Source organism: Nitrospira sp., assembly GCA_024760545.1.
Classification (GTDB): Bacteria; Nitrospirota; Nitrospiria; order Nitrospirales; family Nitrospiraceae; genus Nitrospira_D.
Genome location: CP060501.1, coordinates 44372 through 56807, shown reverse-complemented (window position 1 = coordinate 56807; position 12436 = coordinate 44372). Strand labels below are relative to the sequence as shown.

14 protein-coding genes are annotated in these 12436 nt (G+C 54.4%); 11 read left to right on the top strand and 3 right to left on the bottom strand.

What is annotated here, in order from left to right; translation table 11 throughout:
• Nucleotides 1-6 precede the first annotated feature (6 nt).
• On the bottom strand, nt 7-1245 hold the full coding sequence (gene glgC / locus H8K03_00280) for a glucose-1-phosphate adenylyltransferase (protein ID UVT20402.1): 1239 nt from the start codon (nt 1243-1245) through the stop codon (nt 7-9).
• A gap of 199 nt (nt 1246-1444) precedes the next feature.
• Here glgC and H8K03_00275 point away from each other — a divergent pair, with 199 nt between their 5' ends.
• The 3 genes from H8K03_00275 (at nt 1445) to H8K03_00265 (ending at nt 5322) form a co-directional block, all read left to right on the top strand.
• Entirely contained in the window at nt 1445-3082 is a 1638-nt protein-coding gene (locus tag H8K03_00275; protein UVT20401.1) for an acetolactate synthase large subunit, read from the top strand.
• A 175-nt stretch (nt 3083-3257) separates the two neighbouring features.
• The gene (locus tag H8K03_00270; GenBank protein UVT20400.1) at nt 3258-4034 is read left to right on the top strand and encodes a response regulator; all 777 of its coding nucleotides are present in this window, start codon (nt 3258-3260) and stop codon (nt 4032-4034) included.
• Between the two features lie 625 nt (nt 4035-4659).
• Nucleotides 4660-5322 (top strand): response regulator transcription factor, encoded by a 663-nt coding sequence (locus tag H8K03_00265; protein ID UVT20399.1) that lies wholly within the window; start codon nt 4660-4662, stop codon nt 5320-5322.
• 61 nt (nt 5323-5383) lie between these two features.
• Here the strand turns inward: H8K03_00265 and H8K03_00260 are convergent, their stop codons facing one another.
• Nucleotides 5384-6025, bottom strand: a complete 642-nt coding sequence (locus H8K03_00260) for a response regulator transcription factor (GenBank protein ID UVT20398.1) — start codon at nt 6023-6025, stop codon at nt 5384-5386.
• Between the two features lie 519 nt (nt 6026-6544).
• Between H8K03_00260 and H8K03_00255 the strand changes: the two genes are divergently transcribed.
• The 5 genes from H8K03_00255 (at nt 6545) to H8K03_00235 (ending at nt 8723) form a co-directional block, all read left to right on the top strand.
• The gene (locus H8K03_00255; GenBank protein UVT20397.1) at nt 6545-6784 is read left to right on the top strand and encodes a CsbD family protein; all 240 of its coding nucleotides are present in this window, start codon (nt 6545-6547) and stop codon (nt 6782-6784) included.
• A gap of 67 nt (nt 6785-6851) precedes the next feature.
• A complete protein-coding gene (locus H8K03_00250) occupies nt 6852-7460 on the top strand; it encodes a porin family protein (protein ID UVT20396.1) in 609 nt (202 codons plus the stop codon).
• Between the two features lie 45 nt (nt 7461-7505).
• Nucleotides 7506-7688, top strand: a complete 183-nt coding sequence (locus tag H8K03_00245; protein UVT22325.1) for a DUF1207 domain-containing protein — start codon at nt 7506-7508, stop codon at nt 7686-7688.
• A gap of 86 nt (nt 7689-7774) precedes the next feature.
• The gene (locus tag H8K03_00240) at nt 7775-8524 is read left to right on the top strand and encodes a tetratricopeptide repeat protein (GenBank protein UVT20395.1); all 750 of its coding nucleotides are present in this window, start codon (nt 7775-7777) and stop codon (nt 8522-8524) included.
• A gap of 31 nt (nt 8525-8555) precedes the next feature.
• On the top strand, nt 8556-8723 hold the full coding sequence (locus H8K03_00235) for a DUF1328 domain-containing protein (GenBank protein ID UVT20394.1): 168 nt from the start codon (nt 8556-8558) through the stop codon (nt 8721-8723).
• A gap of 148 nt (nt 8724-8871) precedes the next feature.
• Here the strand turns inward: H8K03_00235 and H8K03_00230 are convergent, their stop codons facing one another.
• Nucleotides 8872-9351, bottom strand: coding sequence for a hypothetical protein (locus H8K03_00230; GenBank protein ID UVT20393.1), 480 nt, complete (start codon nt 9349-9351; stop codon nt 8872-8874).
• A 392-nt stretch (nt 9352-9743) separates the two neighbouring features.
• Between H8K03_00230 and H8K03_00225 the strand changes: the two genes are divergently transcribed.
• The 3 genes from H8K03_00225 (at nt 9744) to H8K03_00215 (ending at nt 12338) form a co-directional block, all read left to right on the top strand.
• Nucleotides 9744-9893, top strand: a complete 150-nt coding sequence (locus tag H8K03_00225; GenBank protein ID UVT20392.1) for a hypothetical protein — start codon at nt 9744-9746, stop codon at nt 9891-9893.
• Nucleotides 9894-10424: 531 nt separating this feature from the next.
• Nucleotides 10425-11882, top strand: a complete 1458-nt coding sequence (locus tag H8K03_00220; GenBank protein UVT20391.1) for a sigma-54-dependent Fis family transcriptional regulator — start codon at nt 10425-10427, stop codon at nt 11880-11882.
• Nucleotides 11883-11945: 63 nt separating this feature from the next.
• Nucleotides 11946-12338, top strand: a complete 393-nt coding sequence (locus H8K03_00215; protein UVT20390.1) for a response regulator — start codon at nt 11946-11948, stop codon at nt 12336-12338.
• The last annotated feature ends 98 nt before the right edge of the window (nt 12339-12436 follow it).

Genomic DNA, 12436 nt, shown 5'->3' with positions numbered 1-12436 from the left:
GTCGTGTCATGCGAGAGGCTGCATCGCTCTTGCCGATACGGTTGTGTTGCGCGGAATGACGACGAGGCCTGTCGGGGAAACATGACAACCCGGAACGTGAGATGCCTCGCGATGATCGATATCGCTTTCGGCAGGGATGCTGCTGAAGCGATCCGCAATCACCCGGGACAGCCGTACCTGCGCTCCGATATGGACCCCGTCCATGATGACGCATTCGTCCAAGAATGCTCCGGGCTCAATGCGGACCCCACGTCCAATGACCGACCGTTTGATCTGGGCATCCACGATTTGGCTTCCTTCTCCGATCATTGATTCGTCGGCACGGGTTTGCACCACCGACGCGGACGGTCCGTCATATCCCGCAGCGAGAATCGGCCACTCTTTGTTCCGCAAATCAAACCGCGGCGTTTGCCCCAAGAGGTCCATATTCGCCTGCCAGTAGGCATCGATGGTTCCGACATCACGCCAATACCCTTTTTCTTCGTAGGACCGAAGTCCCGGCACCTCATTCCGCAGAAAGTCATAGACATAGACTTTTTGGCGTCCGATGAGGTCGGGAATGATATTCCGGCCGAAGTCGTGGCCTCCGGACTGGGCGGCATCTCGTTCGAGTGTGCGCAACAAAACCGACGTGTCGAAAATATAGTTGCCCATCGAGGACAGCGCCATCGTCGGTTGCCCCGAAAGAGGCTTCGCACGATGGGGTTTCTCCTCGAATCCGATCATTCGGTTATTCGCATCGACCTCGATGATGCCGAATTGGGACGCTTGTCCGATAGGCACGGGCAACGCCGCCACCGTCACCTCCGCTCCGCAGTCCCGATGAAATTGGATCATTTGCGAAACATCCATCCGATAGATATGGTCGGCCCCGAATACCGCCACCACATCGGGCCGAAAGTCCGCGATCAAGTTGAGATTGTGATACACCGCATCGGCAGTGCCCTCGTACCATCCTCCGCGCGCGCGCATCTGAGGAGGCACAACGGTAATAAAATGATCTCTGATCCGTCCGGCGATGCGCCAGGACTCGCGGAGATGTTCGATCAGCGATTGCGAACGATATTGGACAAGCACATAGTTTGCGGTAATGCCGGAATTGAGCATGTTGCTGAGGACAAAGTCGATGATTCGATACTTACCTCCAAAGGGAATGGCCGGCTTCGTGCGTACCGAGGTGAGCGGCATAAGGCGCTCGCCCTTGCCGCCCGCCATAATCATCGCCAACGTCCGGACTTGTCTCATGACGAGCTCAATCTATGCTTCCGCTCGTCCATTCGATACTGGGAGAATCCCGAGCCTGCCAATCTGGCGAGATCGTCATTGGTTTCTGTCGGAGTGGAAGGGAACTAGGCTAGACCCTAGTCCCATTTCAATCGACAAAAGCGCAACTTCGATGCAGTCCGAATTGGCGCCATCGCATAACAAGAATTCAGGAGTCTACATGACCGTGGCCGAGTTACTCGTAAGGTGTCTCGAGAATGAAGGGGTCCGGTTCTTGTTCACCATCCCTGGCGAAGAGACCCTCGGACTGCTGGATGCACTCACCGATTCGTCGATCCGGGTGATTGCAACTCGGCACGAACAAGGGGCCGCGTTCATGGCGGATGTCTATGGGCGGATCAGTGGGAAGGCCGGTGTCTGCCTTTCAACGCTGGGACCAGGTGCCACGAATCTCACGACCGGGATCGGGGATGCGTTCCTGGATCGAGCGCCTTTGGTGGCCATCACCGGGCAGGCGTCATTGAACCGGCGTCACAAGGAATCCCATCAGTACATCGATGTGATGTCGATGTTCAAACCCGTGACCAAATGGAGCACCTCCATCTCGAAACCCGAGGTCACTCCCGAAGCAGTTCGCAAAGCGTTCAAGATCGCCCAAACCGAGAAGCCGGGCCCGACCCATCTCGAGTTGCCTGAGGATGTGGCCGACGAACACATTGCGAACACCGGTGCCGTCGCTCCTCTCTTCGTGCAAGCGCCGGTCATGCCTGAGCCGGCTCCCAGCCAGGTTGCGCGAGCCGTTCGAACTATCGCCGAAGCCAAGCGCCCGGTAATCCTTGCAGGGAACGGCGTCATCCGTGGAGGAGCCTCCGATGAAGTCCGCCGGTTTGCGCGACGACTCCAAATTCCCGTTCTGCACACCTTCATGGCCAAGGGCGTCCTGCCGGACACTGATCCCCTATCGCTCTATACCCTCGGCCTTCAGATCCGAGACTACGCCGCGATCGTGATGGAGCAGGCCGACGTCGTGCTCGCCCTCGGCTATGACTTCGTAGAATACGCGCCCTGCTTCTGGAATCCTCGTCGTGACAAGCGGATTGTGCATATGGATGTATCGCCCGCGGAAGTGGACGAACATTATATTGCCGAAGTCGGCGTATTAGGAGATCTGCGCCTGTCGTTGGACTTGCTCGGGTCTAAACTGGCAACGTTTCATCCCTCCTGGGTCCGCGATGCCCGCGCAATCGTCCTCGACGGTTTCGAAGCGGAACTTTCCGAAGCTACGTCATGGCCCATTCGTCCACAACATCTTATCCGAGAACTGCGGGCAGCGCTTGGGCCGGATGATGTCGTGATATGCGACGTCGGCGCCCATAAACTTTGGATGGCTCGCATGTTCCCGTGCGACGCGCCCAACTCCTGCATCATCTCAAACGGGTTTGCCGCCATGGGGATCGGGGTGCCGGGAGCCGTCGCCGCCAAATTACTGTTCCCCCAGCGTCGGATCGTGGCCGTCACCGGCGACGGAGGGTTTCTGATGAATTCGCAAGAGCTGGAAACGGCGGTGCGTCTCGAATTGCCGATCGTCATCCTTGTATGGCGGGACGACGGATACGGCGTGATCCGTTGGAAGCAACAGCTACGGTATGGCCGAACGTCGAGCGTCGAGTTCACTAATCCCGACTTTGTGCGCTTCGCGCAAAGTTTCGGCGCAGCCGGGTATCGGGTCACAGATCTCTCGGAGTTACCATCTATTCTTCGCGAAGCCCTCGAGGCGAATGTGCCGGCCGTGATCGATTGTCCCATTGATTATCAGGAAAATCTCAGGCTGACCGAACGCCTGAACCGACTTGCGTAGCACCGGCTTTTGAGTAACGGGCGACGCACATCATGAACTATCTTCCGGCCGACACTGTTCGACTTTCGCGCTTTTCGATTGCTCCCACCTGACTAGGGGTTTGCCTAGGATCTATTTCCGGAGCAAACCCGGTAATGTACGTTATCGGTAAGGCAGCGGAAAGTTGGAACAAGTTGTGACTATCAAAACCAGGGAACATGTGCAATCACAGGATCGGATTCCTGCTCCGCATGACCAGTTGACTCAATCGCTCATTGTGATGCGCATGCAGCTCCGCCAGGCTGCGCCGTTGGTGCCTGACAAGAAGGCTGCAGGGCTTCTGAATGATCTCGATCAGGCTCTGATACAAGCGCTGAACTACACACGGTCCTTGGTCGTTGAACTACAGCCGCCGACAGATCGCGCGACGGTATCCCTGATCACACCAAGTCATGACCTGTATGGGCCGGTGCTTGCCCCAGGCAATAGTGATGCGCGCTTAACACCCGGCGACGAGCCAAGCACGACGGCCTCAGACACTCAGCTTGCCACACCACCGAGCAGTTCTGAATTTAGCACTGACGTGCCCCATCAGAAGCCACCCATCCGTGTTTTGTTGGTGGACGATCACTCGATGGTGCGGCAAGGTTTACGCAGCCTTTTGGAGGGCTATTCCGATATCGAAGTGGTGGGTGAGGCGGCCGACGGGCAGGAATCGCTTGATTATGTCGAACACTTACGGCCTTCGGTTGTCGTCATGGACCTGAATATGCCGAAAATGAATGGGGTCGATGCCACCGCAGTTATCAAATCGCGATATCCCCAGACGATCGTTCTTGGATTGTCGGTGAACGCGGGTCACGACAACTACGCAGCGATGACTCAGGCAGGCGCGTCGGCCCTCCTCACGAAAGAAGCCGCGGTAGATCAGTTGTACGACATGATTCATCAAGCCCTGGCAGCCAAACCATGACAGCACCAAGTCGATAACGTGTCGTTTGCACTTGATCATCCAGCGGTCTGGACGAACCCCTTCAGTGATCGGGAGTTCATCCGCAGTCGTGCCAGGATATAAGGGAGAGTGACGGTGGGCGTTTTCCGAAAAGACCGGGCGTGGGTTCTCATACATCAATCACCGCTTTCTTATAAAATTCCGAATACGTACAAGAGGACCAGCACACTGACTGGTACCCCTAATAGCCAAAGGATGAAATATCGCATCTCGTCCTCCCTTCAACAACTGTGACCCAACACTGTATGATGTATGGCATCCTGATACCGGTTTCCCTGGTCACCGATGCCGGTCTCCGTCCGGATTTCTGGAATTGGGGGGCGAGCCGGCGGTACAGGTGCAGGACATGGGGGCGGTAATGGGGGTTGTGGTGACGGAAACGGATTGGGATCCGGGGGGATAGGATCCGGATCAGGATCGGGTCCCGGATTGTGCCTGGGCTGTTGCAGATCTGTGATCCGACAATCAATCGATATCATGATTGCACTGTAGCAATCTTATCTTTTTCATTCATCTAGGAGAGTCCCTTGAACATCGACCGCATAGCTTCTGTGAAGCGTCAAACCATCATCGATGAGGTACAGCAATGAATACACGTCCAACCATCCTACTGGCGGATGATCACGTCCTTGTCGCGGAAGGCCTTCAGAAACTGTTAGAGCCTGAATTTGCCCTTTTAGGCATCCTTTCGGACGGCCGAGCGCTGCTGAAAGCCATCGAGGAATGTCCGCCGGACATCGCGATCGTGGACATTTCCCTACCGCTGCTCAATGGATTGGACGCGTCTCGTCAAATCCGGAAGCACCACCCATCCGTCAAAGTTATCGTTCTCACGATGCACTCGGAGTCGAGTTATGTGATGGAAGCGTTACGCATCGGGGTGTCAGGCTATGTGCTCAAGCAGTCGGTCGGAGATGAGCTGGTACAGGCCATCAAGGAGGTGCTCAAAGGCAATACTTATATCTCCCCCATCGTCCCGCAAAGCGTAGTCGAGCAAGCGATGCATCCGCTCCCCACTGAAAGCGAGGCAGAGGAGGGAGGTTTCTCGCATACCCTCAGCCTGCGCCAACGGGAAGTGCTGCAGCTCGTGGCCGAAGGCAAGTCCATCAAGGAAGTCGCGGCGGTGCTGAACCTATCGACCAAGACTGTTGAGTTTCACAAGACACGGATCATGAGACAGCTTGGTATGCGGTCCGCTGCTCAGCTGACGAAATATGCCATTGCAAACGGTCTCATCACCATTCACTAATGTCACTAATATGAAAGATTCGAGATCGATAGGATTTTGCACGTGATGAGGGAATGCCGGATTACAATTCCGTTATACCCGAGGCGAGCGCAAAGCGAATCAGATCGGATGTGGTACGGACACCAAGTTTGCGGGTAATGTTGGCCTTGTGAAACTCGACGGTCTTCATCGAAATATTAAGATCTTTGGCGATACTCTTGGTGGTACATCCATTCGCAAGCAGGACAAGAATTTGACGTTGTCGCTGGGTTAAGTCGGTCGTATACCCTTCCGGCCTCGACCATTCGCACTCCATGGCTTCGCGAATCTCCACGTTGAGCTTGGTAGACACGTACCGCCGGTTCATCATGGCGCTCTTGACCGCCTCGTGCAGTTCATCCGAGGCCGACTGCTTCAGCACATAGCCCACCGCTCCCGCACGAAATGCTTCGCTCACATACACAGCCTCGGTAAGCATCGTCACAAATATGACCTTCACGGTGGGAACCAGGGACTTGAGCTTTCGCGCCGCTTCAAATCCGCTCATTCCCGGCATATTCGCGTCGAGGAGCACGATATCCGGTCGCAACTCCTTAGCGGCATCGAGCACCTCCTGTCCTGTGCGCGCGGTTCCCACCACTGAAAAGGTCGGCTCGAGCAATTGCTTCATGCTCTCCAGTACAAGGGGGTGATCGTCGGCGAGCAAAATATGTGCACTATACATTGGAACTCCTTCGGTCTATCCGGACGGTCAGGTACAACCTCGCCTCGTCCATCATCGTACATCCAAGGCTCATATTCAACGGCCAGGACTCGTTCGAGCTCTGCTAAGAATCTGATGCCGATTATGGCATCACTGATGAAACCATCAGACTAGAGATGTCCCTAGGTTGATCGCATCCGCTACCCTTCCTTGTCAGCAATTGGTGGGCTTAGATTCCGCCCCTACCCATTCGTGCTTACGATATCGGGTCAATACGACTTTCAATGCATTCCCTCCTCCAGAAAGCATGCATTGTCATGTTTCTGTTTGCATGGATTTTTCTCGTTTCAATGATTCTCAACTCCATTTTTGGTGTGTATTCGTCGCTTTATCGGATTCTCACTAGGGAACAAGCTAGTCGATCCACACCATTCCATTCGTTATGAACTGACAAGGGTGCGACGAAATTGGGACGAAATTGGAAGGAGCGATTTCTGTTCAATCCATCACTGTTCATCAAATCACAAGGAGGGTCCTGACATGAATGCAGACATATTCAAAGGCAAGTGGAATCAGTTCAAGGGAGAGCTCAAGCGGCAGTGGGGGCAATTTACCGAGGACGACCTTATGCAAATCGAAGGGAATTACGACAAGTTCAAAGGGAAAGTCCAGGAACGTTATGGTGACCGCAAGGAGGATCTCGAGGCTTGGACAGATAAATGGTACGGCGGTCAAACAGCCCCTGCCGGAGGATCGTCCGCAATCAATCCTCGAAAATAGCCGCGACGCAAAGCCATGGCCCCTGACGACAATACAACTGCCCTACTATAGCCAAGGAGCACCACGTATGTATGCACTTCTGGGTAAAGCCTTCGCAGCCGCCACAATATTCGCCATCTTCACTGCCTTTCCATTCATCGGTTCGGCACAGGCCGAAGACGGCACTGTGAACTGGGCCGGCATGCCCCAAGTCGATATCGGTTTCTTCTCTGTGGGCGGCCGTGCAACCTACTTTGATCCCAAAGAAGGCGATGCGAAGTGGTTCGGCGGCGCGCAACTTCGCATTCATCCTTTGCGGTACCTCGCGATCGAGGGCTCGGCCGATTATCGACGGGAGGAGTTCGCCGGGGGAACAAAGTCCCATACGTATCCCGTGCAAGGATCGTTGCTGTTCTATCCATTAGGAACAACACGTATCGCGCCTTTCATACTGGGCGGCGGTGGTTGGTACTATTCGACGATTGAAGGCCCCGGAGGTTTTTCCGACACGCAAAATCGCTTTGGAGGTCATGTGGGTGGAGGCTTACAATTTTTTATTACCAACCACATATCCATCGACAGCACCTATCGCCACATCTGGCTGGAACGAATCGAATCCAAGGGAGCAAACCTCGACGACAAGAAATTCAACGATAATGGTCACATGGTCACGATCGGCCTCAACGTTCACTTCTAGCACTCATGCCGGTTTAACGGCGACCGAACAGCGACGACGGGTGGACTGTACGCAGTCTCCCGTCGTCCAATAGTCTCCGGGCAGACGCGCCTGAGATTTGAAAACGCGCGGATCGGCAACCGTCAACTACAACTTTTGGCGGAATATGTCGCAGGGCTTCCCTTCGATGGCCAGTTCTATACACAGCATCTACAATGGTTTGGAATCGGGTTTCACTTCTATTTTTGACTGCACCGCTTTTTCGCAAACCAAGCTTTTTGCCCAAGGGGTCTTCCGAGTACCTGCCCTGTCAGAAGCACGGTAGCGTCATAATTATGATCCGCATCTTACTCGCACTACAACTTGGGGCGATGATCACGGTGTTCAACTGCAGTCCCAGCTGGGCGCAAGTGACGCTCTGGGAAACCTATCAGTCGGCCGGCAATCAAGCAGTTCAGGAGCAGCGGGCAGCGGATGCTGAACGCTTATTGCTTGCCGCCGTCAGACATATTGAGATGGTGAACTCCGAAGACCCTCGATTGGCTAAGACGCTGAACAACTTGGCTGTCTTATACGGCACACAAAACCGGGAAGTAGAGGCCGAGCCCCTGCTTCAGCGTGCATTGGCTATCAATGAAAAGGCATTGGGATGGCAACACCCCGCTGTGGCATTAACGCTTCAGAATCTAGGGATCATCTATGCCGCACAAGGCAATTTCTCAGAAGCACATGATGTCTTGAGGGAAAGTCTCGGAATCTCACTGCTCGTCTTTGGTACTACCCATCCGCGTATCGGTTCAACTCTTCGAACGTTCGCGACAGTGTACGCCCTGGAGGGGAACTTTCAGGAAGCGAAACGATTGGCGGCCAACTCAATCTCCGTATTCGAGCACGCGCTTGGAGAACGGCATCCGGAAACCACCTTAAGCATGGAAATGATGATTAAGCTTCTGTCGATCATGCATCGCGAACCTGAGGCCGAACAACTGAAGTCGCGCCTCAACAGAATCCGCCAAAGAACGACTGCTCCAACTGAAGTGCCTAAAGGCGTCGATTCGAACTGTGATAGTGCCCTGTTGAAATGACATTCCACCACTGACCTGAAGGAGGTCTACCATGCTGAGCTGGGCTGTAACTTTTCTCGTCATCGCTATCATAGCCGGAGTCTTGGGACTCTCGGGGGTCGCAGGAACGGCCACCTCTATCGCTTATATCCTTTTCGTCGTTTTTCTGATTTTTGCCGTGATTGGTCTGGTCATGGGACGAAGACCGCCTGTCACCTAGTCGGTGCTGTTCACACCGGAGGGGGTCCGCTCCCCCTCCGGAATGCAGATCAATACTTCACCGGCATTGGGACGCTTACTTCAATCCCTATGGGCGACCACTCACCTCACTTCATCTGACATTTGGCAGTCTGTTGTCTGAATAGCCGCTATTGTCCTGCTGAAGAAGATGGTGGATTCGGCAGTTCGACCGGTGGAGTTTCAATGACTTTCACCGCTTGCCCCTGTTCATTTATCTCAATTGTCACTCGTTGACCGACTGAGAAACGCTTGAACAATTCGGGGCGCACCATTTCAAAAAAGACCGGCTTGCCAAGATCGGTTTTTAACAGCCCCTTCCTCGTCGAGAAATCCAACTGGTCCAATGTGCCCGACACCACATGGTCCACCCGTGGATCATCACTGTCTCGTGACGCTCCAGCTGTCTCCGCAGCAAGGCCATATTCCGCATGACCGATGTGCCCCACGAGTAAAGCGAGACAGACACAGATTAGTTTCCACGATGGGTTCAGCCTCCTGTCGAATGGCTCGAGCGTTCTGGAATGACTCAACCATCCTAGGCTCCCATCACAGACCGACCCGGCAACCGACTTAACCCGATTCTTGGAGTTCAACTCGTTCACATTCATTGTGGCTTCCTCCTCGAGTAATGCCCGACCCAAGTACTGACGTACTCTAGTTAATCTGCGGCATTCTGATACCTAGGAAGGACTCTAGAAATCCTCCTTTTGAGATACCTGACGTTGCGGGAGTTGACCCGGACATTGCAGCGCGCCCGGAGATGAAATGGCGGGCCACGAAGAACGGATCGTAAAAGGGTGTTGTTGATTGGCGACGGAGCTCGCCGCGTGGATGTGAGATCCATTATTCAGCAGCGCTGCACGGCTTGACGTGTTCTACCGTAAACCGGTTGGACTGCATCACGACTGCAGTCATTCGCTAGGGAATCCACTAGTAGGCGATCGCTATGTCTTCGATCACACTATCGCGTAAAAGCGGTGGGCTGGCGATGAGACATACTATGCGCAGATATCAGGTCACAACATTGAGCTCGTGGTTGTTGATGGCCGGGGTGCTCGTCCCCTGGTGTCGCCACCGCCCGGTTAGTCACAAGGCCGTAAAGACGGTGAACGACACCTGTTTGCGCGCACTCGTGCGTGGGGGTGGATAGCACGCCGCCACAAGCCGTTAAACCCTTGCATTGACCTGACGTGTCCGCTTTGTCGCTTGCCTGGCGCTAGGCTCGCTGGAATTCATAGGGTGAATCTTGGTAATCGCCCCACAATTGATACACCGCAGGCCGTAACATTGCCACGCAAAGTAATCTGTGGCGCCGTAGAAATAATCATGGACCTTAAATCCACCGCATCGTTCGCATACCATGAGAGTACTCCTTCTTTTAAGTGTGGTAACGCCGGACTCGGGATCAATCTCCCGACGTACTTCATGCTAAGCACAAAAACTGCCACGCGGAGCTATGGAGATAACTCATTGACTATTCAGCAATTTCGCAACGAGTGGTATCAACAATGACGTATGAGCACAGTGGACAACTTGTCCTTCGCGAGATAGAGAGGCATGGAGAGGTCACTGTAATAGTGAGATTAGGAATCTATGGTCGTCCATCGAGCCGATTCCGGAGGACGTCCGGAGACATGATATAGCTGCTAAATCCCTCTTATTCTTATTGGGAGGTTGAGACATGCACAATCCGAATATCCTGATCGTCGACGACGACGCCGATACCCAAACTCAGCTTCGCGGAATCCTGTCAAAAGAAGGGTACGAAGTCGACACGGCCTCCAACGGACAGGCCGCCTTAGGTGCTGTCAGCAGACAGGCGCCTGATCTTGTTCTGTCCGATATCAACATGCCGAAACTCGATGGTCTCTCTCTGCTTGGAGAGTTGCGCTCTCGTGGACTTGAGATGCCGGTCATCCTGATGACGGCGTACGGCAGCCTCAAAACCGCGGTAGACGGCATTCGAGCGGGCGCGTTCGACTACATCAGCAAACCGTTTATCCAGGAAGATGTGCGGCTGGTGGTCCGCCGGGCGCTCGAGCATACGCAAGTATCCCGCCAAGACCATGAATTGAAAGAGCAGCTTCACAATCTCTCCCTCTCCGATCATCTGGTGGGCAGCAGTCCGGCTGTCGTTTCCGTCTACAAGTCCGTCGCCCGAGTGGCACAAACGGATAGCACCGTGTTGCTCGAGGGAGAAAGCGGAACCGGCAAAGAGCTCATTGCCCGCGCCATTCATGCCAACAGCGCACGCAGTGCGGGGCCCTTCGTCACGGTAGATGGAGGAGCGTTGACCGAAACCCTGCTCGAGTCCGAACTGTTCGGCCACGAACGCGGCTCGTTCACCGGCGCAGTCGGGGTTAAGAAAGGACTGCTGGAGAAAGCCCATCTCGGCACATGCTTTCTCGATGAAGTCGCGGACCTCTCGCCTGCACTGCAAGGCAAGCTGCTTCGCGTGATCCAGGAACGAGAATTCCGGCGCGTCGGCGGTACTGCAACCCTGACAGTCGACGTTCGCATCATCGCCGCATCCAAAAAGAACCTAAGTTCTCTTGTTCAAGCTGGAACGTTTCGCGAGGACCTGTACTACCGACTCAACGTGGTAGCGATCGGCATTCCTCCGTTGCGAGAACGCATGGAAGACATACCACTCCTGGCTCAGTACTTTGTACGGATGTACGGCGCGTCCAAATCAAAGCCGGTCACAGGGTTTTCCACCGAGGCCATGAACGTGCTGACCCGCTACTGGTGGCCGGGAAACGTGCGTGAGTTGGAGAATGCCATCGAACGGGCAGTGGCCCTGACTCCCCATCCAATTATCTGTCCTCAAGATCTGCCTCAGGTCGTCCAGGCAGCCCCCATACAGGCCGTGGCTCACGCCCGAGGATGGTTGACCTTGGCGGAATTGGAACGGGAACATATCGTACGCGTCTTGAAACATCACCATCAAGACCTCGGCCAATCCGCCGCAATTTTGGGAATCCACCGCAAGACACTTCTACGGAAGCTCAGGCAATTTGGCCTAGCGGATCAACCGCGGACAACATATCTGGCCCCGGACATGATGTCTGAAACGATATCGACAGAATCTTTGTCGACAAATCACAAACCACATGAATTGGACTATTCACCTTCATAAGCGGATGGACCGTTCTTTGCTAATGTTCTTATAAGTGAGTCGGCTTAACGCGGGAGACGCGATATGGATGGGTACGGCAAACGGGTGCTGATCATCGATGACGATCATGATATTCGCTTCTTGACGGGAATGGCGTTGATGGATGCCGGATATAATGTCTACCCGGCATCCGACGGATTCGAGGGATCCGAGGAAATGAAAAAACGTCGCTACGACGTGGTTCTCGTGGATTACCACATGCCACGATTGAACGGCTTACAGTTCATCGAACGCTGCCGTGCCATGTGGTCGACGACGCCCATCATTTTGATGTCCGGTGATACGTATCTGACGGAACATTTCGATGAGGTAGACGGCGCGTACACGTGCGTGGCCAAACCCTTTGAGTTGTCCGAGCTGCTTGCGCTCGTCAACCAAGCCTGTAGAGAACCGCAGCCGATCGTCGGAACAGCGTAGCCCCTCCCAGAAAGTACCTCAGCATTCACGCAACGGACTTTCAATCCCGTGATCCGCTGAGATCCGGATCCGTGAGCGCCTGGTGCCCATGCCATTTA